The sequence below is a fragment of the Mycobacterium ahvazicum genome (genome assembly GCF_900176255.2).
Taxonomy (GTDB): Bacteria; Actinomycetota; Actinomycetes; order Mycobacteriales; family Mycobacteriaceae; genus Mycobacterium; species Mycobacterium ahvazicum.
In genome coordinates this window covers 453,309-475,713 of sequence record NZ_FXEG02000002.1, presented here as the reverse complement: position 1 = coordinate 475,713, position 22,405 = coordinate 453,309, and the positions used below count along the sequence as shown (strand labels likewise).

The following is a 22,405-nucleotide window of genomic DNA, read 5'->3' as shown; positions in this document are numbered from 1 at the left end:
CGAAGTCCAGCTTGACGGGGTGACACGGGCAGATGGTAGCGAACATCCACACCGCCCGCGCAACAAAACCTGACGCCCCAGGGACTACTGTCACCTGCCCGAAAGCCGTCGTTCATGCTCGGCGACGGATCCGGGGTCTGCCACGCAGCGAAAGCCGATGTGAGTGGTGGCGGTGTCCTGCGATTGCGGCGACCGGGCGGCCGGACGGTAGCGGTGGCAGTACTCCGGCGCGCACAGGTGCGAGCCGCCCTTCAGCGCCTGGCTGACGGCTGGGTCGGCGGGCCCTGAGGGGGTGCAACACGCCTTCGCGGGCTGATCGAGCCGATGGTGCGCGGAAAACTCGGTGGCGGTCCACTCCCAGACGTTGCCGATCATGTCGTGCAGGCCGAACCCGTTCGGCGGAAACGCCCCCACCGGCGACGTGCCCACCCAGCCCAGCGCTCCGTCGTTGCGGTACGGAAAATTGCCCTGCCACGTGTTGGCCATCAGTTGCCCGCCGGGCTTGGGCTCCTCGCCCCACGCGTAGGTGGTCGCGCTGCCGCCGCGGGCCGCATACTCCCATTCCGCCTCCGTCGGCAGCCGCCGCCCGGCCCAGCGCGCGTAGGCGGCGGCGTCCGGATACGCCACCTGAACGACCGGATGATCGGCCCGGTCCGCGACATCGCTGTCCGGTCCGAACGGGTGCTTCCAGCTCGCGCCCGGCACCCACACCCACCACTGCCGCCAGTCGCGCAGGTCGACCGGGCCCGGCGTGGGACGGAAAACCATCGCTCCGGCGCTGAGCTCGCCGGGATCGATACCGGGGTACAGCCGGGGATCGATCGGCTGCTCGGCGACCGTGACATAGCCTGTGGCAGAGACGAATTCGGCAAACTGGGCGTTTGTCACCGGGTGCCGTTCCACCGCGAACGAGCTCACCGTCACGGTGTGAATCGGCGCCTCTTCGGGGTAGAAGCTCGTCGACCCCATCCGGAAGGCGCCGCCGGGCAGATCGACCAACTCGGTGAGCACTATGTCAGGGTAGGCGGCGTCTGACCCGCGTTAGTCGGATCGCCGGTACCACGCGAACATGTACAAGCCCATCGCCCCGACAAGGGCGATCAACACCCAGATCACCAGCGCTTGGTCGATCCAGGCACCCGGCGGTGGGGCCCCCGGCAGGAAGTTGCGGATCGGGATGACGGCGAACAGCAGCGCGGCGAACCACCCGCCGAACGGGGGCACCACCTTTCGCTTACCGATCACCATCGGAATGACGACCGCCAACGCGATGGTGGGCATGGCGAAGAGGACCAGACAGATTCCCAGATCGAAGATCAGCGGCGCCTTGGACCGCTGCAGGGTGATGATCACGCTGTCACCGCCTTCGCCTACCCGCGCAACGCTGACGTCCCAGCCCTCGAGTTTTCCGGTCACCTCGATACGGGCCGGCTTGTATTTGCGGTCGTCACCGGACCCGACGAGCACGTCGGCCGAGAGAGTGTCCGTCTCGTAGGAGTCGAAGGGCCAGATCTCCGGGTCGCCGTGGGCCTCGACCGTAGTGGCCACCTGTGCCGGCGACTTCCCCGCCGGATAGACCAAGTCCCCCAGGTCGTTCGGCGGATCCATCCGCACCGCGGTGTCCTGTTTCAAGACGTCCAGGCGCGAGTCCCACATGGCCTCCTGCGGGTACACGAGCACCTTCACCCCGAGGCGATTGGCGACCGTCTTGAGCTCCTCGACGCGGATCAGAACGACGGTGTCGTCGGACGCGTTGAGATCGGGGGCCTTCAGTGGCGCCGCGGACTCTCCCAGCAGAAGAAACCCGAACAACGACAACGCGTACACCACGACGAAGCCGCCGAGGATCGCTATGCCGAGCAGCCGGTGGCGCTTGGGTTTTTCCGGTGGCGGCGGGGCGGCGTGCGCAGGCGGGGCTTGAGCGGTCATCGGTCACCTCCACGGCGGACAACGGACCTCGGCTCGCAGTTCGCTGGGCGATTCCAGCTAACCGGAGCCGACACGAAGTCAGATGGTAATCAACGCGCGGCAATAGCGCTCGAAATGCGGGTTTTCGCAAACTGCCTTAGCCATTCCCCCGACCGGGTGCGAACTGCCAATTCACCCGATGTTTGTTTGCGCGTCGCTTCGATAGCTGTAAATGTCGACGTGTGTCGAAAGCGGGGTGGACATGCACCCCGAAACCGGGCTCGCCGCCGATGCCGGGCGCCGTCTGGCACGTCGGGGCTGGCCACGCTGCCGGAGACCGAGTGCACACCTGCCGCCCCCCGTTCCGATTGACGCGGTTACCCCAGGTCACCGCTCCCACCACTCACGCCACGTCGCTAGACTTCGATCACAGCTCAAGGCCGTCCCACCCCCGGCCGTTCCCAAGGAGGCATTCAACGTGAAGCACAACCGACCGGCTGCCGCCATAAGCGTGCTGACCGCGGCCGCACTGGTGCTCTCGGGATGCGGAAAACCCCACACCTCGCTGTCTTACGCCAACGGAGCGCGAGTCGATTGCGGCGGCAAACAAGACCTCACCGCCAGCGGTTCGACCGCGCAGGCAAATGCGATGAAGCGCTTTGTCGATGCCTACGCGAAAGCCTGCAAGGCGCAAAATCTGTCCTACACCGCAAACGGTTCTGCTGCGGGCGTCGAGGACTTCCTGGCAGGCAAGACCGACTTCGCCGGATCCGACCTTCCCCTCACCGGTGACCAGTACGCGGCCGCCAAACAGCGCTGCGGCGGCGCCGACGCGTGGAACCTTCCTGTGGTGTTCGGGCCGATCGCCATCACCTACAACCTCAACGCCGTCGATTCCCTGGTGCTCGACGCGCCCACGCTGGCCAAGATTTTCAACGGCACCATCACGCGCTGGGACGATCCGGCCATCACCGCGATGAACGCCTCGATGCCGCCGGAAAACATTCACGTGATCCACCGCGCCGACCCGTCCGGCACCACCGCCAACTTCCAGGCCTACCTGCAGGCCGCATCCGGTGGGGCCTGGGACAAGGGCACCGGCAAGATCTTCAACGGCGGCGTGGGCACCAGCGCCCACGGCAACGTCGGCACGTCGTCGGAGGTGAAGAACACCGAGGGCGCGATCTCTTACAACGAGCTGTCGTTCGCGTTGGACCAGGGCCTGTTCGCCGCCCAGATCAAGACCCCGGCGAGCCGGAAATCGTTGCGCCCGGTCCGCATCGGAACCGACACCGTCGGCAAGACCATCGCCAACGCCAAGATCGTCGGCAAGGGTAACGATCTCGTGCTGGACACCACGCCTTTCTACAACCCCACCCAGCCCGATGTGTACCCGATCGTGATGGTCACCTACGAGATCGTCTGCTCGAAGTACACCGACCCGGCTGTCGGCCAGGCGGTCAAGGCGTTCCTGCAGGCGGCCGTCGGACCGGGCCAGGTCGATCTCGACAAGAACGGCTACATTCCGTTGCCGCCCGACTTCCAGTCACGCGTCTTCACCGCTATCGACGCCATCACCTCGTCGTCGATTGAGAATGTGCGCTAAGGCTTTTCGCGCTCTAGGTCTGCCCTAGGTCTTCTTAGGCGTTCTTCGATCTCGTTGCCGCCACCAGCCGACCAGGAACAACGCCAAGGCGACGACGAGCGCGATCAACACCCATAGCACGACGGCCTGGTCGATCCAGGAACCGTACGGTGGGTTGCCCGGCAGGATATTGCGCAGCGGGACAATGGCGAACAGCATCGCGCCATACCAGGTTGTCAGCGGCGGCAGGAACGACGTCCGGCCCAGGGCCACCGGAATGGCCACCCACAGCGCCAGCATCGGCAGGGCGATGAGTACCAGCACCACACCGACGTCGAAGATCAGCGGGCCCTTGGACCGGTGCAGCGTGATCACGACGTTGTCCATGATGTTGGGATCGGCGTCGTCGGGGTCGTGGACCCGGGTGACACTAGCGTCCCAGCCGTCCAGCTTTCCGGTGACTTCGACGCGGGCAGGCGCCTTTTCGCGGTTTTGGCCCGTTCCGGTGAACACATCGGCCGCGATGACGTCCGTCTTGTACGAGTCGAAAGGCCAGTTACCCGGATCGCCGCGCGCCTCGATGGTGGTGGTCACCTGCGCCGGCGCCTTGCCAATCGGGTACTGCAGGTCGCCGAGGTCGTTATCGGGATACAGCCGCACCGCCGCATCGGTGGTCAGCACACCGAAGTTCTTGTCGTACAACGAATCTTTCGGGTAGACAAGCACATTCACCGTTAGGCGATTCGCCACCGTTTTCAGCTCGCTCAGGTTCACCTGCACGACGCTGTCTTCGGCCTCGACCTTGCTGAAGTCCACGGCGGGCAACGGCGGCGCCGATTTGGCCAACAGGTGCACGGCGATCAGGGATAGGACGTAGACGCTGATGACCGCTACCAGAATCCCGAAGGCTATTGCGATTTGGCGACCGCGCGCTTCTGGTTTCGACGGCGGCAGCGGCGGGGCTTCAGCGGTCATCGGACATCACCACCACGAGTAGAACGGATAGTTTGACGCCTTTCCCGGCAGGCACGGGGTCAGATGCTAGCAGTCAAGCGGCCTCTTTCAGGGGATAACGACCGCGAATTGCTGCATCACCGTGGATTTCGCCGCACTGAATCCCGGGGCAGCCGCGGGCCCCTCCAGGTGGACGACCACGAGAAATGCCTTGTTGTTCGTCCAGATGTGGGTGATGCGGTCGGCGAAGGCGAGCCCGCCGGTGCTGCCACCGAGCAGCTGGCTGCTGTAGCCGCAGAACTGAGCCGCTTCGACGCTGACCTGCACGCCCGGGTTGGCGGTGCGCAGATCGGCGCCGTAGCGCAAGAAGGCGCCGCCGGGTTCGAGGTCGGTCGGCGTGATCGTCACCCTGGCCGATAACCCGTCGGACCCGCTCGCGGTCAGTGCGACATCACCACCACCGGGGGCCGAGCTCCAGCCGTCGGGCAGCGGCACGGTGAGCCTGGGGGCCACCGGATCCGATACCGACGCCGCCGTCATCCGGCCGTTGCCGGTGGCGGCGGGCAGGCAGGCCAGGGCGTTGGGCGGAATGTGATCGGGCAGTGTGGCCTCGACGCCGGGCACCGGCTCAGCCGGGTCGGATTTGCGCGGCGCGCCCGACGTCGTCGTTGACGTTGCCGTCGTGCCGGCCCGAACGGCGTTGCCGCCCGTTGTTTTCCCGCAACCACAGGCCCCGCCTGCCAGCAGGCAAATCAGACCCGCCGCGACGAACCTGGCTAGCCGCGAACGTTCAGTCACGCGAAAATGCAAGCGCAAGTTCGGTTTCCACGTCTTGATAAGGCCGCCCGGACAAGTCGATGGTGACCGCGGCGATGGTGCCGCCGGTGAAGACGAACGGCGCCTTGTACCGGCTGGATACTCCGGATCCGCCGTTTCGGCCGACGGTGATGCCGGCGCCCGCCAAACCGAAGGTTCCGGGGTGGGTGGTCACATCGGCGAGCGTTCCGACCACCTCGTCATCGACGAACAGGGTGACGTCACCCAGCGGCGTATGACTGTTCGGCACCGTGCCGGTCCGCGTGTAACTGGCGCCGAAGAGGTGTCTGCCCAACGGCACCGGGCCCGACGAGGACACCAGCTGCTGACGCTCGCCCAGGAAGTTGTAGACGTAATGCAGGCGTCCGTCCTGGATGAACAGCACATGCCCGCCGTGCGCGCCGCCCTGCTTGAACAGCACGCCTTCGGCGCCGGTGGTGTCCACGGTCACGTCGGCCAGCACGCCGAACGAGCGGCCACGGATTTCGGCGGCGGCACCGATTCCGACGTCCGCGCAGTCGGGGTAGTAGATGTAGCTGGTCCGCTCCCCCACCAGGTAGGGCCGGAAGCGGGTCATGGTCTCCATCAGGTTCAGGTCCGACAACGGCAGACCGTTGTACTTGGCGGCCTCGGAAAACCACAGCGCCTTAAGCTCTTCCACCTTCTCGGGTTGCTCGGCGGCCAGATCGTGGCACTGGCTGCGGTCGGCCTCGATGTGGAACAGCTCCCAGCGGTCGGCGTCGAAGTGTGACCAGCCCGCCGGCGTGGCGGCGTGCACGGTGTTGGCGAACCAGCCGTTGTGCCAGATCCCGCGGGTGCCCAGCATCGTGTAGAACTGGGTCTGCTTGCCGGTGTCGGCGGCCGGATCATCCAGGGCCACTTTGAAACTCACGCCGTCTAACGGCTTCTGCGTAATACCTTTGACCGTCTCCGGCGCGGTCATGTCCAGCAGGTCGTAGATGGTCGGAGTGATGTCGGAAACGTTGACGTAGTTGTCGCGCACCTCACCGTGGGCCGCAATTCCGTTGGGCCAAGAGATGATTGCCGAGTCGGCAATACCGCCTTCGTGGGAGGCGTAGCGCTTGTAGAGCTTGTAGGGCGTGTTGAAGGCCATCGCCCAGCCGATCGGGTAATGGTTGTAGGTCTGGGGCCCACCGAGGTGATCGAAGAGCTTCATGCTCTCCTCGACGGTGTCGATGTAGCCGTTGAAGAATTTGCCCTCGTTCACCGATCCGTTCGGGCCGCCTTCACCGCTGGCACCGTTGTCGGAAATCACCACGACGATGGTGTTGTCGAGCTGGCCGGATTCCTCGAGATAGTCCAGGACGCGGCCGATCTGGGCGTCGGTGTAGCTGAGGAAACCGGCAAACACCTCGGCCATCCGCGAAAACAGCTTCTTCTCTTCGTCATTGAGCGAGTCCCACGGTCGAACGGTGTCCTGCAGCGGCCACGGCTCGCCGGCCGGCCCCGTGACGTCCAGATAAGGGTTGATCGGGGACAGGTCGGTGTCCGGCGGCACGATCCCCAACGACTTCTGGTTTTCCAGCACGACCTCGCGGTAGCGTTCGTAGCCCATGTCGAACCGGCCGGCGTACTTGTCGGCCCACTCCTTGAAGACATGATGCGGCGCGTGTCCGGCGCCGGGGCACAGATAGGTGAACCAGGGCTTGTCGGGCGCAATCACCTTGGCATCGCGGATGAATTCGATCGTTTTGTCGGCGAGGTCCTTGGACAGGTGGTAGCCGTCTTCGGGCGTGCCGGGCGGGTTCACCGGATGGTTGTCGTAGACCAGGTCCGGGTACCACTGATCGGTCTCACCGCCCATGAAGCCGTAGAACCGCTCGAAGCCGCGCGAGGTGGGCCAGTGCCGTTTCGTCGAGGCCATGCTGCATTCCTCGAGCGGCGTGAGGTGCCACTTGCCGACACAGTAAGTGTTGTAACCACGTTCGGCGAGCACCTCGGAGATCAGCGCGGTGTCGGTCGGGATGCGGCCGTTGCAGTTCGGGAAACCGTCGGTGAATTCTTCGATCGTGGCCATGCCGACCGTGGTGGCGTTGCGACCGGTCAGCAACGACGCGCGGGTCGGCGAGCACAGTGCGGTGGTGTGAAATTGCGACAGCCGGATGCCACGCTGGGCAATCCGCATCATCGCGGGCATCGCGACCAGGCCGCCGAAGCAATCCCAGGTCGCGATGCCGGTGTCATCCCAGACCAGATACAGGATGTTCGGCGAATTCTCCGGGGCGGTCGGTGCGGCATACGGGCCCCAGTCCGGCTCCGAATCGCGAATGTCCAGCTCGATCTTGCCTTGAAAGCCTTGTGCGTCAGGGGACATGCGCCGAGCGTAACCCCACTGCGAAATTTCCGACCATTTTTCGCAGTGGGATTACGCTCGCCAACGCTGAGTCGACCCAGCTCGCGAAAGCAAAACGCCCGAGACCGTGAGGTCTCGGGCGTTGCATGCCACTCGGACGTTACTTGGCCTTTTCCCGTACTTCGACGAGCCGCCACCGCTTGGTGGCCGACGTCGGCCGGGTCTCCATCAGCAGGACGCGGTCGCCGACGCCGGCGTCGCCGTTCTCGTCATGCGCCTTGACCTTCTTGGTTGTCCGGATGATCTTGCCGTACAGCGAGTGCCGGGTACGCTCTTCCAGCTCGACGACGATGGTCTTCTGCATCTTGTCGCTCACCACGTAGCCGATGCGCGTCTTGCGCCGGCCACGCGTCTTCGGGTTCGCCGGAGTGTGCTGCGGGCCCTTCTCTTTCGAAGCGCCATCCTTCGCGGCGGCTTGCTTGGGGGCGGCTTTAGCTTCTGCCATCACGATTCCTTAGTTCCGTCGGATCCGTCAGGACCACTAGCCAGGCCCAGCTCTCGTTCACGCAGCACCGTGTACACACGGGCGATTTCCGAACGCACCGTGCGCAGCCGGCGGTTGTTGTTGAGCTGTCCGGTCGCCATTTGGAAGCGGAGGTTGAACAGCTCCTCCTTGGATTCGCGCAGGCGCTCGGTCAGCTCCTCGTCGGTGAGCTCGCGCAGTTCGCCAGGCGAAATACCCACTGCCATCAGAACTGATCCTCTCGGGTGATGATGCGTGCCTTGATCGGCAGCTTGTGGATTGCTCGAGTGAGCGCCTCGCGAGCGGTCTGCTCGTTGGGGTAGCTGAGTTCGAACAGCACCCGGCCCGGCTTGACGTTGACCACCCACCACTCCGGCGAGCCCTTACCCGAACCCATGCGGGTTTCGGCGGGCTTTTTGGTCAGCGGACGGTCGGGGAAGACGTTGATCCACACCTTGCCACCACGCTTGATGTGCCGGTTGATCGCGATACGAGCCGACTCGATCTGCCGGTTGGTGACATAGGCGTGCTCGAGGGCCTGGATCCCGAAGTCGCCGAAGTTCACCTCCGTGCCACCGCTGGCGATGCCGCGCTGGCGTGGATGGTGTTGCTTGCGGTGCTTAACTCTGCGGGGAATCAACATGATTCAGCTCTCCGTGCTCTGCGGTTCCGCTGCAGGCGTCGCCTCCACCGGAGCCGCACTCTCTTCGGCGCCCGCGGCTCGTCCAGCCTCAGTGCTGGTGGCCGTGGTACCCGATGCGCCGCTGCGGCGTGGGCGGGTGCCCGACGGCCGTTCGCGGCGCGGACGGTCGGCGCCCGCCGGTGCGGCAGCGGCCAATTCGCGCTTGCCGCCGACGATGTCGCCCTTGTAAATCCACACCTTCACGCCGATCCGGCCGAAGGTGGTCTTGGCCTCGTACAGGCCGTAGTCGATGTCGGCGCGCAGGGTGTGCAGCGGAACTCGGCCCTCGCGGTAGAACTCCGAGCGGCTCATCTCAGCGCCACCGAGGCGGCCCGAGCACTGCACCCGGATGCCCTTGACGTTGGGCTGACGCATCGCCGACTGGATGGCCTTACGCATCGCGCGACGGAACGCCACCCGGTTGCTCAGCTGCTCGGCAACGCCCTGCGCCACCAATTGTGCTTGCGACTCCGGGTTTTTCACCTCGAGGATGTTCAGCTGCACCTGCTTTTTGGTCAGCTTCTCCAGGTCCGCGCGGATTCGGTCGGCCTCGGTGCCGCGGCGGCCGATGACGATTCCGGGACGCGCGGTGTGGATGTCGACGCGGACGCGGTCGCGGGTGCGCTCGATCTCCACGTCGGCGATGCCGGCGCGCTCCAGACCGGTGGACAGCAGCCGACGGATCGCCACGTCTTCCTTGACGTAGTCGGCGTACTGCTTGTCGGCGTACCAGCGGGACTTCCAGTCGGTGGTAATCCCCAGCCGGAAGCCGTGCGGATTGATCTTCTGGCCCACTACTCTGAGCCTCCCTTCGCGTCAGAAGTCTCAGACGTCTTGGCTTCGGCTTGCGGCGCAGCCTTTTTCGCGGGCGCCTTCTTGGCGGCGGGCGCCTTCTTGGCAGGTGCGGTGGCCCCCGGGGAGCCGGCCTTCTTCGCCGGTGCCTTCGCGGCGGCCTTGCTGCCCTCGGCACGGCGGGTGCGCGACGACTTCGAAGACTGCTGGTCCTTGCTCGGGCGGCTTTCCACCACAACGGTGATGTGGCTGGTGCGCCGGCGGATCCGGAACGCACGGCCCTGGGCGCGCGGACGGATCCGCTTGGCAGTGGGACCCTCGTCGGCGTAGACGGAGGCGACCACCAGGGTCGCCGGGTCCAGGCCATCGTTGTTCTGCGCGTTGGCGGCAGCACTGGCGATCACCTTGGCGACCGGCTCACTGGCGGCCTGCGGCGCCCAGCGCAAGATGTCGAGCGCGTCGGCCACCGACTTGCCGCGCACCAGGTCGATGACCCGGCGCGCCTTGGTCGGCGAAACCCGCACGAACCGTGCTTTGGCTGTGGCCGATGGGAAAGCCGACGGATATTCAGTCGTCGTGGTGCTCATCGGCGCTTGGCCTTTCGGTCGTCCTTGATGTGGCCCTTGAACGTGCGCGTCGGCGCGAACTCACCGAGCTTGTGGCCGACCATCGCCTCGGTGACGAACACCGGGACGTGCTTGCGGCCGTCGTGCACCGCAAAGGTGTGGCCGATGAAGTCGGGAATGATCGTCGAACGACGCGACCAGGTCTTGATGACCTGCTTGCTGTTCTTCTCGTTCTGCACGTCCACCTTCTTGAGCAGGTGGTCGTCGACGAACGGTCCCTTTTTCAGGCTGCGTGGCATCTGTTACTCCTCGACTTCCTAGCGACCGTGCTTCTTGCCGGTGCGCCGGCGTCGGACAATGAGCTTGTTACTGGCCTTGTTCGGCTGACGGGTACGGCCCTCGGGCTTACCCCACGGGCTGACCGGGTGGCGACCACCGGAGGTCTTACCCTCGCCACCACCGTGCGGGTGGTCCACCGGGTTCATCACGACACCACGGACGGTCGGGCGCTTGCCCTTCCAGCGCATACGACCGGCCTTGCCCCAGTTGATGTTCGCCTGCTCGGCGTTGCCCACCTCGCCGACGGTGGCGCGGCAGCGCACATCGACGCGGCGGATCTCGCCGCTGGGCATACGCAGCGAAGCGTAGGTGCCCTCTTTACCGAGCAGCTGGATGCTGGATCCGGCCGACCGCGCCATCTTGGCGCCGCCACCCGGGCGCAGCTCCACGGCGTGGACCAAGGTACCGGCCGGGATGTTGCGCAACGGCAGGTTGTTACCGGGCTTGATGTCGGCGTTGGCGCCGGACTCCACCACGTCGCCCTGCGAGAGTCCTTGCGGGGCGATGATGTAACGCTTCTCGCCGTCCAGGAAGTGCAGCAGCGCGATGTTGGCGGTGCGGTTCGGGTCGTACTCAATGTGTGCGACCTTGGCGTTGACGCCGTCCTTGTCGTTGCGCCGGAAGTCGATCTCCCGGTAGGCGCGCTTGTGGCCGCCACCCTTGTGACGAGTGGTGATGCGGCCGTGCGCATTACGTCCGCCATGTCCGTGCAGCGGGCGCACCAACGACTTCTCCGGCTCCGTCCGAGTGATCTCGGCGAAGTCGGAGACGCTGGCGCCGCGGCGACCGGGGGTCGTCGGCTTGTATTTGCGAATTGCCATGTCTAATCAGGTCTTTCTCTCGCGCGCGGCTAGGCCGGAGCTCCGAACAGGTCAATCGGCTTGCTGCCCGCGGCCAGGGTGACAATCGCGCGCTTGGTGCCTTTGCGCTTGCCGAACCCGGTGCGGGTGCGCTTGCGCTTGCCCTGCCGGTTCGCGGTATTCACCGATGCGACCTTGACGGAGAAGATCTTCTCGATAGCGATCTTGATCTGCGTCTTGTTCGAATCGGGGTGCACCACGAAGGTGTACACGTTGTCGTCGAGCAGTCCGTAGGACTTCTCCGAGATGACCGGAGCCAGGATGATGTCGCGTGGGTCAGTGACGGTCGCCATCAGGCCGAAACCTCCACATCGTTGTTGTCAGCCTCGTCGTTGTTTTGAGCACTGCCCGAAGCTGCCGCGATATAGGCGTTGAGCGCCTCGACGCTGAACACCACATCGTCGGCACGCAGCACGTCATAGGTGTTGAGCTGACCCGGCGCCAGGATGTGCACACCGGGAAGGTTGCGCACGCTCTTGGCACCGGCCTCGTCGGTGCTGCCGATGACGACCAGCACCTGCTTGCGGTCGGTCAGCGTGTTCAGAAATGCCTTGGCGCTCTTGGTCGACGGCGTCTGACCCGACACCAGCTCGGTCACCGCGTGGATGCGGCCGTTACGGGCCCGGTCGGACAGCGCCCCGCGCAACGCGGCGGCGATCATCTTCTTCGGCGTGCGCTGGCTGTAGTCGCGCGGCTTGGGGCCGTGCACAGTGCCACCACCGGTGAACTGCGGGGCGCGCGTCGAACCTTGCCGCGCACGTCCGGTGCCCTTCTGCCGGTAAGGCTTACGGCCACCACCGCTGACCTCGCCGCGCGTCTTGGTCGAGTGCGTGCCCTGGCGAGCCGCCGCGCGCTGCGCGGTGACCACCTGGTGCATCAACGCGATATTGGCTGGGGCGTCGAACAATTCGGCGGGCAGCTCGATCGAGCCGTCGACCTTGCCGTCCGGCGTCTTGACGTCAATCTTTACCGCTGCCATTACTTCTCACCTCGTTTGATCGCGGTGCGAACCACGACGAGTCCGCCGGTGCGGCCGGGGACCGCACCCTTGATCAGCAGCACACCGTTCTCGGCGTCGACCTTGTGCACCACCAGGTTCTGCACGGTCACCCGGTCGTTACCCATCCGGCCCGCCATCCGCGTGCCCTTGAAGACGCGCGCGGGAGTGGCGCAACCACCGATGGAACCCGGGCGACGGTGCACCGCCTGGGCGCCGTGGCTGGCGCCCTGGCCACGAAAGCCGTGGCGCTTCATGGTGCCGGCGAAGCCCTTGCCCTTGGAGGTACCGGTCACGTCGACATAGGCGCCGTCGGCGAAAATCTCCGCCGTCAGCTCCTGGCCGACCTCGTATTCGGCGGCCGCCTCCGGGTTGTCCAGACGCAGCTCGGCCAGGTGACGGCGCGGGTTGACGCCCGCGGCGGTGTACTGGCCCGTGACGGGCTTGTTGACTTTCCGTGGGCTGATTTCGCCGTAGGCCAACTGCACGGCGCTGTAACCGTCGAGTTCCGGGGTGCGAATGCGCGTGACCACGTTGGGACCGGCCTTGACCACAGTCACCGGCACGACCCGGTTGTTCTCGTCGAACACCTGCGTCATGCCCAGCTTGGTACCCAGAATGCCTTTTCTTGCCATGAGTTCGTCGATCCCCTACTGGATGTTGACGTCGACACTGGCCGGCAGATCGATGCGCATCAGTGCGTCAACGGTCTTCGGCGTCGGATCAAGAATGTCGATCAACCGCTTGTGGGTGCGCATCTCGAAGTGCTCCCGCGAGTCCTTGTACTTGTGCGGGGAGCGGATGACGCAATACACATTCTTCTCGGTCGGCAGCGGCACCGGCCCTACGACGCTGGCACCCGTACGGACGACGGTCTCGACGATCTTGCGCGCCGAGGCGTCGATAGCCTCATGGTCGTAGGCCTTAAGCCTGATGCGGATCTTCTGTCCCGCCACGCTTCTCCTACCCTCACTCTTCTTGAAGCCCGGGGCACCCGGGCTTATATCCATGTCTCAGTGCCCCCGTCGCGCCGACCCGACCCGGCCCATCTGGGGCCGATCGAGCGCCGCGCCGGATACTGCGCCGCTGTTTACCTGTCGTGGTTCACCGGCCCCCGCGGTCGGGCGTGTCACCCTCACACAGCCTTGTTCGCGGCCAAAAATAGTCGCTCCAAGGATGGGACCGGACGCGCCCGTTTGGGCGCTGGTCGTATGCCCGGCCAGGCGTGAACCCGGCTCAAGGCAACCCGAACAGTATGCCCTAGATCATGGCCCAAACAAAATTCCGGTGGTGGGTCAGTTTGCATCAGTCATATCGCTGGCCTGACCTGCGCAGTAAGGTCCCTCTCTTCGCCGTTTGAGCGGAGTCCCGATAGGCCCGAGCGATGCTCAATTTTCGGCGTTGGTTATCCCGAGAGTTCTATCTCTGGTCATGCCGCATCTATGAGGACTGGCACGAAGTCGAACTGACCTCTGATGACGGCGAATGCATCCGCTTCTGCTGCTACGGCGACCTCACGGGGTGGTGGCCCGAGCGCTGGGAGTTCCACTGCTCGTGCGAAAAGCGTGATCGGGGGAAGGACGGCTGAACGGCATTTTCACCGAACTGCTGCCGCGACCGAAATCCATTGAGCTGGGCGGCGAACCGGAACCGATCGCCACGACGTTCGTCGGTGGACTCAAGCACCTGCCGATTCGATACTCGCCGCGCTAGCCCTGCTTTGCGCGCGCTGAACGTGCAGGAAACCGTCGACGGCCGCGAACGCACATTCCCGGTAGTCGAAATCCGGCAGGGTCGACAAACGCCCCAGCACCAGCGGGCCGATCAGCAGGGCGATGGCCCGGGATCGGTCCACCTCGCCCAGTTCCGCGGCCTCCGGACTGTCGAACAAGGCGTCGAACGGCGCCGCGTACTGCTGGGCGATGCGTTCGCGAAGCGTGGTGATCGCCGGGCTGTCTGTGCAGTTGTCGTGGTGCGGTTCTGGCATACCTTCCAGGTCGCGGCCCAGCGCCAACCACGACATGGCGGTCATCAGCGCGGGGGCTTGGGCCACCGATTCGGCTTGGGCAAGCATCAAGGCGACAAGCCGATCCCGCAGCGAGCCCTCGTCGGGCGGTGTCGGGGACGGCGGTATCAGGCTGTTGAACGCCGCGGCCAGCAAATCATTGCCACTCGGGAAGTGGCGATACAGGGTGGCCCTGGCTACGTTGGCGGTACGGGTGACCGCTTCCACGGTCACCGCGCTGGGACCCCCGGAGTTCAACAGCGTCGCGGCGGCTTCCAGTAAACGAGCCCGCGATCGCGCGGGCCGGGGATCCGTACTTCCCTCGGTGATTGTGACTCACCTCCCTGTTTAGAAGCAAGACCATCGGTCTACCTACGAGACTATTGGTCTCTAAACTTCGCACGCCCCCGGAGGGAGGCGCATCTCATGGTCGATGTCTTGACCCGGCCTGACCAGCGTACTGATCCAGTGAGCATTGGCGGTAGCCCGCGCGCGCGAGTCTGGACCCTGGCGGTCGCCTGCATGGGGGTCGCGCTGGTGGTCGCATCCATGACCGCCCTGAACACCGCGCTGGGCGACCTCGCGGTGGCAACCTCGGCGACGCAGTCGCAGCTGAACTGGATTGTCGACGGGTACACCGTGGCGCTGGCCTGCCTGCTGCTGCCGGCCGGGGCGATCGGTGACCGCTACGGCAGGCGCGGCGCGCTGCTGACCGGCCTGGTGGTGTTCGCGCTCGGCTCGGTCACGCCGGCGATCCTGCACGCTCCCATGCAGATCATCGCGGGGCGCGCGGTGGCCGGTGTCGGCGCTGCGTTCGTCATGCCCGCGACGCTGTCACTGCTGACGGTGGCCTACCCGAAGGACGATCGGATGAAGGCCGTCGGCATCTGGGCCGGCACCGCGGGATCCGGCGGGGTCTTCGGCCTGATCGGATCCGGCCTGCTGCTGCACTTTTGGGATTGGCACGCGATCTTCTGGTCATTGGGCATCGCGGGGCTGGTGATCTTCGCCCTGGCGTGCACCGTGTCGCCATCGCGCGACAACAACGCTCCCCGCGTCGACGCGCTGGGGGCGGTTCTGATCGGGGCCGCAGTCGCGATCGCGGTGGCCGCCATCCTGGAAGCCCCCACTCGCGGCTGGGACGATCCTCTGGTCTGGGGCGGGATAGCCGCCGGGGCTATCATCGCGGCGCTGTTCGGTGTCGTCGAATTCCGGCGGCGCCAACCACTTCTCGACGTGCGACTGTTCGCCGACCCTAATTTCGCCACCGGGGTCGCCGCGATCGTCGTGCTGTTCGGCGCGACGTTCGGGTTCTTCTATATCGGTATGCAATACGTCCAGCAGATCATGGGTTATTCACCGCTGACGACGGCAGTTGCTTTCGGCCCGTTCATGATTCCGCTGGCGATTTTCTCGGCGCTGTCGTTTTGGTATGTGCCGAAGCTCGGACTGCGGCTGGTGCTGTTCATCGGCACCCTGCTGATGGCGGTTGGTTTCGGGTGCATGTACACCCTCGACCTGCACTCGAGCTACTCTCAGTTCGCATGGCCGACGTTGATCCTGGCCACCGGCATCGGGATATGCACGGCACCAACGACTTCGGCGATCATGGGCGCGGTGCCCGACGAAAAGCAGGGCGTGGCCTCCGCGGTGAACGACACCTCGCGCGAGATGGGTGGGGCACTGGGCATCGCCGTGGCGGGTTCGATCCTGGCCGGACGCTATTCGCACGAGCTCGCGCCGCAGCTGGCGAGCTTCCCGCCGGCGGTGCGGGGCCCGGCCACCGACTCGCTCGCCAAGGCCGTCGAGGTGGCCGGCCGGCTCGGGCCGCAGGGGGCCAAGCTCGCCGAGCTGAGCAAGACCGCCTTTCTGACCGCCATGCATGCGTCGACGATCGTGATGGCGGTGATCGTGGCCGCGATCTCGATCCTGATCGGCCTGTGGGCGCCGGGGCGAGACGGCAAGCAGCTGAGCCTGGTGCGCCGGGTGTCTGGCCGCGGCGACGGTGGATCGGACGCTCGCGAACCGCTCGTCCAGCACGACGGCGCCGATCGGTAGCTCGCCCGTCCGCCGAACCCATTCGTGGGCGCACCGCACCAAGGGCGCGGGCCGAAAAGTCGTACCGCAGAACGCACGACGGAAAGTACCAGCGGCCAGGGCGCGATCCGTGCGGTCGGTGCCGGTGGCCGAAATTCACGCTCGAAAGGTACTTGAAACGGCCAGATCGTTCTGGTATCAGAGATACATATCGACAGGGACAGGTCATCTCGCAGGATGAGGTGGATGTGATGTTGATGAGTACTTACTCACGCAGACAACGAGTACGCCGGTCGTCGCCGGCGCCGAGTGGCGTTGCACGGTCCGCATTGTCGAGACTGACACGTGCAGAGTTATCGACGGGCTCGTCGGGGCACCCAGTCTGTTTGTCTCGCTGGATAATTCGCTGTGCATCAATGCCAGCGCCGGATCGGCCGTACAGCGGGGTGATCACGTGAGCGTGGCGATTGAGCCGTGCTGCCCGGCGTTGGTGGAGGCAGCGGCCATCGTGGAGGCCGAGTGGATACGCGTGCGCTGCTCGAGCGAGAAGGGTGCTCATGTCACCGGTGGGCTGCCCGCGCGACGGCCGGGTCCGCGTCGAGCGAGCACCGTAGTGACCGTGGGACCCACGCCGTACGCAGGGTCGGTCGAGCAAGCCAGGCCGGACGCACGCTGGCAGGTGAGCATGGTGTGGCCGCGCCAGCGATCGCCTCCGCTGCACTCGTGATTGCCACTGCGACAAGCCCATTCGAGCTGAAGGAGGTGGTCTGCTAGCAGAGCCATTGCACACCACGGTGATACGGCTGTCATGCCGTCCACGAATATTGCGACGCATATCTCGCGCATGACGCACCATCATCCGCGCGCACCGCCACTGGTCGTGGCCATTTACGTGGAACGCATGAACGCAGTCTCATCGGGCGGGTCGCGCCCCCTCGACATCTCGGCCAACCGAGCGCGGCCCGCCCAGCCACCGTGGCCCGGGCAACCGGAAGGCCCGGCAGAGCCGCCGCTTCAGCGGACGAATTCCACTGCCCGGTGACCGATCATCACGATGGTCGCGTGCGGGCCGCGGCTGGTGATGGCGGGCAGGACGGAGCCGTCGATCACCCACAGGTTGTCCATCCCACGCACCCGGCACCGAGAATCGACGACCGCGTGCGGGTCACCGTCGGGACCCATCGGTGCGCTGGAGCACAGGTGCTGCGATGTCGCCCATACCGGCGGCCCGACATATGTTGCCGCACCGGTAAGTTCGCGCGCCAGCTCGCTGCCGCGGCGCAACGCGGCGATGTCTTCGGGTTCGCTGTCGTAGCGGTGCTCGATGCGCGGGGACACGGCCGGATCCGCGGACACCAGCGAGATGCGCCCGCGCGCCCGCGGCTGCATCAGCGCGACCCCGAGATGCGGCCAGTCGGGATGGCCCGCCGTGCCGTCACCGGTCATCGCGACGAACCCACCCGTGTACGGCCGGATCTCGATATCGTCGGCGGTGTTGAGCACCACCTCCAGCACGGGCCGCCCAGTGGCCACCGCCCAGTCGGTGGGCAGCACCCATTCGGGGTGATCGCGGCAGTTCATCCCCACCGGAAGCGGTGCCACCACCGGCACGCCGAGTGCTTGCAGCATCGCCTCCTCGCCAATGCCGGACAGCATCAGCAGCTGCGCTGATTGAATGGCACCGCCACACAGGATGATTCGGTCAGCGGTCAGCGACATCGGGCCTTGCGGGCCGACGACGTCGACCCCGAAGGCAATGGTGCCGTTGAACCGCAGCCGCACCGCCCGAGTCTGCGACAGCAGGGTCAGGTTGGATCGCCCCAGCGCCGGCAGCAGATAGCCCGCACCCGGCCCGATGCGGATGCCGTCGACGATGTTAAGCGGCACCGCGCCGACGCCCGGTGCCGGCTCGGGACCGCAATCGTTGAGATCGGCTGTCCAGGAAAACCCGGCGCTTTGCGCTGCGGCAATGAAACGCTCAGTGGTACCGGTCATTTCGTGTGTGCGGCGAACCAGAATCGGCCCGCTGTCGCCATGGGCGGGACCGGTGAAGTCCAGGTCGGTCTCGATGGCCCGGAAATGGCCGATCACGTCGGACCATGCCCAGCCCGGTATCGCGGCCCGATCGAAGTCGCGCGGCAATCCGCGGCAGAAGTATCCGCCGTTGACCGCCCCCGAACCGCCGAGCGTCGCCCCCCGCACGATCGGCAGTTCGCGAACGGGCTGATCGGTGATCCGGCTCGCATAGCGCGCCACCAGCGGGCTGCCCGCCCCGATCGGCAACTGCAACCCGTTGGCGGTTTGCGCCAGCAGCGCCGGGTCAGCGAGCGCGGGACCCGCTTCCAGGACGGTCACGGTCCGTGCGGGGTCGGCGGAAAGGCCTTCGGCAACAACGGATCCAGCACTTCCGGCGCCGACGATCAGCACATCGCTGTGCGTTGTCAAGGCGCCGGCTAGCTCCGGATTTGCGGTTTGAGCGCGCGCAGGTTGCGCTCGCGGACCACGCCCCACCACAGCCCCAGGCCGTAGGCCAGGTCGTCGACGCGCTTGAGCAACAGATAGGTCAGCAGGCCGATCGGCTCGGCCTCGTCACCGGTGGTGTCGCGGCGACGCAGCCAATCGACCACGCCGTCCATCACCGCGGCCACCACGACGACGCGTCTACAGTGCCGGGACACGATCGCGGCGAGCAACGCCACGGGCCAGTAGTGCCGGCAGATGGCCGAGGCCAGCTGCAGCGCCGCCGACCACAGGCCGCGGGTCGCGATCACCACGACATCGGAGAAAGCGGTATCGGCGCTGCGCATGGCTTTGGCGATGCGCCGGCCGGTCAGCACGGCGATCACGACCGACGCCAGTTGCGACAGGCTGGTCCCGAGCGCCATCAGGATCCAGGCCATCAGCGCCCACCCGGAGATCACCACCGGGGCGGTCTTGTCGGGGTGGCGTACCGACAGCGGGGCCGCCGAACCGCCGTAGAATGCCTTGCGCGCAAGCCAATCCCGCAATTGGGTGCGGTGATCGTGCGCGACCAGCGCGATCGGCTCGTAGCGCAGCCGGGCACCCGCCTCGATCAGTCGCCAGCACAGGTCGACGTCCTCACCGGACTGCATGGTCTCGTCGAACCCGCCGACATCAGCGAGCGCGGAGCGGCGGCAGATGATCGCCGCACTGGGCACGTAGGACACCGTGCTGTGCGGCAGCACCGGCGCTTCGCGCTGCCCGAGGTCGAGGGAGGAGTGCACCGCCTCGTAGCGGGCGACCACGTTCTCGCTGTGGGCCAGGCCCACGATCCGGGGTGCCACCAGGGCCACCGTCGGGTCGCAGAAGTGGCCGAGGAGAGCCTCCAGCCAGCCGCGGCGTGGCGTCACATCCGAGTCCAGGAAGGCGACGAAGTCGGTGGTGCACGCCGCCAGCCCGGTGTTGCGGGCCGCCGCCGGCCCCTTGCTGCGAGGGTGGTGCAACACCTCGATGTCGCAGTGTGTGCCGGCGAAGTCTTCCTGCTCGATGGGCGACACCGAGCCGTCGTCCACCACGATCACGCGCAATCCGCGCAGCGAGTTCACCAGCCGTCGCACACCAGAAACATTGTCCCGCACTGGAATTACCACGGTGACGTCGCGATGCGACGGTCCGCCGGCCGGGCGCGGATGCGCGACGGTGGCGTCCAGCAGGGTGCGGGCCAGCTGGGCACTGACGTCGTCGCGGACCTTCAGCCGGCCGTCCGAGAGCATGTCCTGGGCGGCGGGAGCCAGCTTGAGCAGTCGGGTCGGCGAGCCGCCCAGCAAGGCCGAGCCGTCGCCGAGTACCCGCACGCGGCGATCGACCTGAACGGCGAACCCGTCCGGCAGTCGAGGCTGACTCATGTCAGCATTCCGTCGGGGCCGGGCGTCCAGCGCACGATGCGGCGCACAGAACCGTCGACCATCTCCGAGAAGATGCGCTTGCCCTCGGCCGCGGTGGCGGTGGTGGGGTCTCCCAACACGCCCACCGGACTGACCGCCGCCACTCCGCCGGTGCGCATCGCCGGGAGCAATTCGGGCAGTGGCGCCCGGTTCCCGGGGAGCCACCGATCGGTCAGCACATCGGACGGCGAGATATGCAGCAACACCGATGTTTCGGTATGGCCGGCGTGGGCGTCGGCGCCGGCGGCCGCGCACGGGCACCAGGCGACGTCGCGGCCTTCGGTGCGAAGGGTGGTCACGGCACGGTGCAATGCCTGCGTGTTGCCGCCGTGGCCGTTGACGAAGACCAGGCGCCGGGCCCAGCCGGCGGCCGACCTGCCGTACTCGACCAGCAGCATCGTCAAGGCGTCGGTGCCGATGGAAATTGTTCCGGCGAAACTCTGATGCTCACCGCTGGCGCCGTAGGAGATAGCCGGCGCCACCAACCAGGGCTGCTCAAGGCTGGCCCGGGCCCCCCGGGCGACCGCCGTCGCGATGCGAGTGTCGGTGTCCAACGGCAGGTGCGGACCGTGTTGCTCGGTCGACCCCAGCGGGATCATTATCGACGGCGAGGTGGGAAATAGCTCGTTCGACGTCGCAGCTCCTAATTCGCCGAGTACGGGCACTCGGTGATGGTAGGCCGAATTCACCTGGCGTGCACCAATTGTTGAGCGTTCAAAGTTAATTTTTTTCTGGGCTGTTCATCGGGGCGCCGAAATTCGGCTCGTCCGTCACGGTTGCCACGCGCGTATCACAATTTTCGCATACGTCGATTTTCGCTCGCAATCCCACATTGGCCTGAATTCGGCGGTTCCGCGGGAGGGTCCGACGCAGCACCCTGGGCGCTAAATATGGCAAAGCCGCCCAACATGCTGCGGATTAACTCGGGCGCCGCCGAGATCAGGCCGGCGCAACGCCGAGGGCGCGGGTGAAGCCGTCCGGCACCAGAATGTCGTCCGGGCGCAAGTCGTGGACCGACGCATGCCCCAGCCCCATCAGCGCCGAGTCGATACCCCCGCGCAGGACGTCGAGCACGTTCTCGACGCCCGCTTGACCGTTCGCGGCCAGGCCCCACAGATAGGCGCGGCCGATCATCACCGCCCGCGCTCCCAATGCCACAGCCTTCACCACGTCGCTGCCGCGCCGGATGCCGCCGTCCAGCAACACCTCGACCTGGTCGCCGACCGCGGCCACCACCGGGGGCAGCGCCCGGATGGACGCGGGCGTCCCGTCCAGGTTGTTGCCGCCGTGGTTGGACACCGATATCGCCGAAACACCAGCATCCACAGCTCTTTTCGCGTCATCGACACGCATGACGCCCTTGAGCATGAATGGTCCGCCCCACAGCTCACGCAGCCAGGCGATGTCCTCCCAGGTCGGCGGGGGCGTGCCCATCCATTCGCCGTAGGCCTGGAAGAACGGCGGACCGGCCTCCCCCCGCGCCGCCTGGTTCGGCACCGACAACGCCGGCGGACGCATCGTCTTCGCCCACTTCAGGAACCACCGCGGTTTGAAGGCCGCTTCCGGCGACAGCCGCAGAATAGTGCGCAGGTTCATTTCTTCGGGAATCTTGGGGCTGCCCCAGTCGCGCCCGTGCGAGAAGGACCAGTCGGTCGTGACGATCAAACCGACCGCACCGGCCGCGCGGGCCCGCTCCACCCGGTCCGCGATCGCGTCGCGCCCGCCCAGCCAGTACACCTGGAAGAACAGTTTGGAGTTTGCCGCGATCACTTCCTCGATCGGCTTGCTGGCGAACGAGGACAGACCCATCGCCGTCCCCCGCGCCGCCGCGGCCCGCGCGACGGCCACCTCACCCTCCGGGTCGACCGCCTGAACGCCGGTCGGTGAAATCAGCACCGGCATGGAGATATCTTGTCCCATAACGGTTGTCGACAACTCGCGCTTTTCCTGCGCGCCTATCACGTGCGGCGCGAATCCCAGTTCGCCGAAAGCTTCGACATTGTCCGAGACCGTAATTCCTTTTTCGCTGGCCGCAACAAGGGCCGCATAAACGGATTTCGGCAACCGGCGCTTTGCGCGCTGCTGCGCGATGGCGATTGTCTCAAACCACTCGTCGGCCACG

General features: G+C 66.1%; 24 protein-coding genes and 1 pseudogene. 4 read left to right on the top strand and 21 right to left on the bottom strand.

Translation table 11 applies throughout. The annotated features are described in order from the left end of the window. Window positions 1-90: 90 nt before the first annotated feature. A complete protein-coding gene (locus tag MAAFP003_RS04525) occupies window positions 91-1,011 on the bottom strand; it encodes a formylglycine-generating enzyme family protein (protein WP_096284791.1) in 921 nt (306 codons plus the stop codon). Between the two features lie 30 nt (window positions 1,012-1,041). After that, a complete protein-coding gene (locus MAAFP003_RS04520) occupies window positions 1,042-1,929 on the bottom strand; it encodes a DUF4436 domain-containing protein (RefSeq protein WP_096284789.1) in 888 nt (295 codons plus the stop codon). Window positions 1,930-2,386: 457 nt separating this feature from the next. Here MAAFP003_RS04520 and pstS point away from each other — a divergent pair, with 457 nt between their 5' ends. After that, window positions 2,387-3,514: a phosphate ABC transporter substrate-binding protein PstS gene (pstS, locus tag MAAFP003_RS04515; RefSeq protein WP_207768462.1), complete on the top strand. Its 1,128-nt coding sequence runs from the start codon at window positions 2,387-2,389 to the stop codon at window positions 3,512-3,514. A gap of 24 nt (window positions 3,515-3,538) precedes the next feature. Here the strand turns inward: pstS and MAAFP003_RS04510 are convergent, their stop codons facing one another. The 14 genes from MAAFP003_RS04510 to rpsJ all read right to left on the bottom strand — a co-directional run bounded on the left by MAAFP003_RS04510 (window position 3,539) and on the right by rpsJ (window position 13,292). After that, window positions 3,539-4,468: a DUF4436 domain-containing protein gene (locus MAAFP003_RS04510; RefSeq protein ID WP_096284787.1), complete on the bottom strand. Its 930-nt coding sequence runs from the start codon at window positions 4,466-4,468 to the stop codon at window positions 3,539-3,541. 87 nt (window positions 4,469-4,555) lie between these two features. Continuing rightward, window positions 4,556-5,245, bottom strand: coding sequence for a hypothetical protein (locus MAAFP003_RS29525; RefSeq protein ID WP_243393762.1), 690 nt, complete (start codon window positions 5,243-5,245; stop codon window positions 4,556-4,558). After that, window positions 5,238-7,598, bottom strand: a complete 2,361-nt coding sequence (locus MAAFP003_RS04500; protein WP_096284785.1) for an arylsulfatase — start codon at window positions 7,596-7,598, stop codon at window positions 5,238-5,240. Before MAAFP003_RS04500 ends, MAAFP003_RS29525 begins: the two co-directional genes overlap by 8 nt. Window positions 7,599-7,737: 139 nt before the next feature. Next, window positions 7,738-8,082, bottom strand: a complete 345-nt coding sequence (rpsQ, locus tag MAAFP003_RS04495; RefSeq protein ID WP_096284783.1) for a 30S ribosomal protein S17 — start codon at window positions 8,080-8,082, stop codon at window positions 7,738-7,740. After that, window positions 8,082-8,327, bottom strand: coding sequence for a 50S ribosomal protein L29 (rpmC, locus tag MAAFP003_RS04490; protein WP_096284781.1), 246 nt, complete (start codon window positions 8,325-8,327; stop codon window positions 8,082-8,084). The genes rpsQ and rpmC overlap by 1 nt, the downstream gene beginning before the upstream one ends. Continuing rightward, window positions 8,327-8,743 carry a 50S ribosomal protein L16 gene (rplP, locus tag MAAFP003_RS04485; RefSeq protein WP_096284779.1) on the bottom strand — a complete coding sequence of 139 codons (417 nt, stop codon included), beginning with the start codon at window positions 8,741-8,743 and terminating at the stop codon, window positions 8,327-8,329. The genes rpmC and rplP overlap by 1 nt, the downstream gene beginning before the upstream one ends. A 3-nt stretch (window positions 8,744-8,746) precedes the next feature. Then, the gene (gene rpsC, locus MAAFP003_RS04480) at window positions 8,747-9,577 is read right to left on the bottom strand and encodes a 30S ribosomal protein S3 (protein ID WP_096284777.1); all 831 of its coding nucleotides are present in this window, start codon (window positions 9,575-9,577) and stop codon (window positions 8,747-8,749) included. Beyond that, on the bottom strand, window positions 9,577-10,161 hold the full coding sequence (rplV, locus tag MAAFP003_RS04475; RefSeq protein WP_096284775.1) for a 50S ribosomal protein L22: 585 nt from the start codon (window positions 10,159-10,161) through the stop codon (window positions 9,577-9,579). Before rplV ends, rpsC begins: the two co-directional genes overlap by 1 nt. Continuing rightward, window positions 10,158-10,439 carry a 30S ribosomal protein S19 gene (rpsS, locus tag MAAFP003_RS04470; protein WP_025738376.1) on the bottom strand — a complete coding sequence of 94 codons (282 nt, stop codon included), beginning with the start codon at window positions 10,437-10,439 and terminating at the stop codon, window positions 10,158-10,160. The genes rplV and rpsS overlap by 4 nt, the downstream gene beginning before the upstream one ends. A gap of 18 nt (window positions 10,440-10,457) precedes the next feature. Continuing rightward, window positions 10,458-11,300: a 50S ribosomal protein L2 gene (rplB, locus tag MAAFP003_RS04465; RefSeq protein WP_096284773.1), complete on the bottom strand. Its 843-nt coding sequence runs from the start codon at window positions 11,298-11,300 to the stop codon at window positions 10,458-10,460. Between the two features lie 29 nt (window positions 11,301-11,329). Beyond that, the gene (rplW, locus tag MAAFP003_RS04460; protein ID WP_096284771.1) at window positions 11,330-11,632 is read right to left on the bottom strand and encodes a 50S ribosomal protein L23; all 303 of its coding nucleotides are present in this window, start codon (window positions 11,630-11,632) and stop codon (window positions 11,330-11,332) included. After that, entirely contained in the window at window positions 11,632-12,318 is a 687-nt protein-coding gene (gene rplD / locus MAAFP003_RS04455; protein ID WP_096284769.1) for a 50S ribosomal protein L4, read from the bottom strand. The genes rplW and rplD overlap by 1 nt, the downstream gene beginning before the upstream one ends. Further along, window positions 12,318-12,971: a 50S ribosomal protein L3 gene (rplC, locus tag MAAFP003_RS04450; protein ID WP_036466700.1), complete on the bottom strand. Its 654-nt coding sequence runs from the start codon at window positions 12,969-12,971 to the stop codon at window positions 12,318-12,320. Before rplC ends, rplD begins: the two co-directional genes overlap by 1 nt. Window positions 12,972-12,986: 15 nt before the next feature. Further along, complete coding sequence (rpsJ, locus tag MAAFP003_RS04445; protein ID WP_003873519.1) at window positions 12,987-13,292, bottom strand: 30S ribosomal protein S10; 306 nt, start codon at window positions 13,290-13,292, stop codon at window positions 12,987-12,989. A gap of 628 nt (window positions 13,293-13,920) precedes the next feature. Here rpsJ and MAAFP003_RS04435 point away from each other — a divergent pair. Further along, window positions 13,921-14,049 (top strand): annotated as a pseudogene (locus MAAFP003_RS04435) (cytochrome P450); the annotation flags it as partial. Here the strand turns inward: MAAFP003_RS04435 and MAAFP003_RS04430 are convergent. Further along, entirely contained in the window at window positions 14,015-14,620 is a 606-nt protein-coding gene (locus MAAFP003_RS04430; RefSeq protein WP_279304455.1) for a TetR/AcrR family transcriptional regulator, read from the bottom strand. The pseudogene MAAFP003_RS04435 and the gene MAAFP003_RS04430 sit on opposite strands and share 35 nt — an antisense overlap. Before the next feature lie 147 nt (window positions 14,621-14,767). Between MAAFP003_RS04430 and MAAFP003_RS04425 the strand changes: the two genes are divergently transcribed. Together MAAFP003_RS04425 and MAAFP003_RS28910 are read left to right on the top strand one after the other, a co-directional pair. Further along, the gene (locus tag MAAFP003_RS04425) at window positions 14,768-16,399 is read left to right on the top strand and encodes an MFS transporter (RefSeq protein WP_096284763.1); all 1,632 of its coding nucleotides are present in this window, start codon (window positions 14,768-14,770) and stop codon (window positions 16,397-16,399) included. A 433-nt stretch (window positions 16,400-16,832) separates the two neighbouring features. Next, window positions 16,833-17,105 carry a hypothetical protein gene (locus tag MAAFP003_RS28910; RefSeq protein ID WP_133160819.1) on the top strand — a complete coding sequence of 91 codons (273 nt, stop codon included), beginning with the start codon at window positions 16,833-16,835 and terminating at the stop codon, window positions 17,103-17,105. A 287-nt stretch (window positions 17,106-17,392) separates the two neighbouring features. Here MAAFP003_RS28910 and mftG read toward each other — a convergent pair whose 3' ends face one another. From mftG to mftD, 4 genes are all read right to left on the bottom strand, one after another. Then, window positions 17,393-18,823 (bottom strand): mycofactocin dehydrogenase MftG, encoded by a 1,431-nt coding sequence (mftG, locus tag MAAFP003_RS04420; protein ID WP_207768461.1) that lies wholly within the window; start codon window positions 18,821-18,823, stop codon window positions 17,393-17,395. An 8-nt stretch (window positions 18,824-18,831) separates the two neighbouring features. Then, on the bottom strand, window positions 18,832-20,244 hold the full coding sequence (mftF, locus tag MAAFP003_RS04415; RefSeq protein WP_096284759.1) for a mycofactocin biosynthesis glycosyltransferase MftF: 1,413 nt from the start codon (window positions 20,242-20,244) through the stop codon (window positions 18,832-18,834). Next, window positions 20,241-20,972, bottom strand: a complete 732-nt coding sequence (gene mftE, locus MAAFP003_RS04410; RefSeq protein ID WP_096284757.1) for a mycofactocin biosynthesis peptidyl-dipeptidase MftE — start codon at window positions 20,970-20,972, stop codon at window positions 20,241-20,243. Before mftE ends, mftF begins: the two co-directional genes overlap by 4 nt. Window positions 20,973-21,222: 250 nt before the next feature. Next, window positions 21,223-22,404: a pre-mycofactocin synthase MftD gene (gene mftD, locus MAAFP003_RS04405; RefSeq protein ID WP_096284755.1), complete on the bottom strand. Its 1,182-nt coding sequence runs from the start codon at window positions 22,402-22,404 to the stop codon at window positions 21,223-21,225. Between the last annotated feature and the right edge of the window lies 1 nt (window position 22,405).

Bases quoted from the DNA above. Each gene is read 5' to 3' on its own strand.
- rplV (WP_096284775.1), bottom strand. From the start codon at position 10,161: ATGAGCACCACGACGACTGAATATCCGTCGGCTTTCCCATCGGCCACA.
- rplC (WP_036466700.1), bottom strand. From the start codon at position 12,971: ATGGCAAGAAAAGGCATTCTGGGTACCAAGCTGGGCATGACGCAGGTG.
- MAAFP003_RS04520 (WP_096284789.1), bottom strand. From the start codon at position 1,929: ATGACCGCTCAAGCCCCGCCTGCGCACGCCGCCCCGCCGCCACCGGAA.
- rplP (WP_096284779.1), bottom strand. From the start codon at position 8,743: ATGTTGATTCCCCGCAGAGTTAAGCACCGCAAGCAACACCATCCACGC.
- MAAFP003_RS04425 (WP_096284763.1), top strand. From the start codon at position 14,768: ATGGTCGATGTCTTGACCCGGCCTGACCAGCGTACTGATCCAGTGAGC.
- rplW (WP_096284771.1), bottom strand. From the start codon at position 11,632: ATGGCGACCGTCACTGACCCACGCGACATCATCCTGGCTCCGGTCATC.
- rpmC (WP_096284781.1), bottom strand. From the start codon at position 8,327: ATGGCAGTGGGTATTTCGCCTGGCGAACTGCGCGAGCTCACCGACGAG.
- rplD (WP_096284769.1), bottom strand. From the start codon at position 12,318: ATGGCAGCGGTAAAGATTGACGTCAAGACGCCGGACGGCAAGGTCGAC.
- MAAFP003_RS04510 (WP_096284787.1), bottom strand. From the start codon at position 4,468: ATGACCGCTGAAGCCCCGCCGCTGCCGCCGTCGAAACCAGAAGCGCGC.
- rpsQ (WP_096284783.1), bottom strand. From the start codon at position 8,082: ATGGCAGAAGCTAAAGCCGCCCCCAAGCAAGCCGCCGCGAAGGATGGC.
- rplB (WP_096284773.1), bottom strand. From the start codon at position 11,300: ATGGCAATTCGCAAATACAAGCCGACGACCCCCGGTCGCCGCGGCGCC.
- MAAFP003_RS04500 (WP_096284785.1), bottom strand. From the start codon at position 7,598: ATGTCCCCTGACGCACAAGGCTTTCAAGGCAAGATCGAGCTGGACATT.
- rpsS (WP_025738376.1), bottom strand. From the start codon at position 10,439: ATGCCACGCAGCCTGAAAAAGGGACCGTTCGTCGACGACCACCTGCTC.
- mftF (WP_096284759.1), bottom strand. From the start codon at position 20,244: ATGAGTCAGCCTCGACTGCCGGACGGGTTCGCCGTTCAGGTCGATCGC.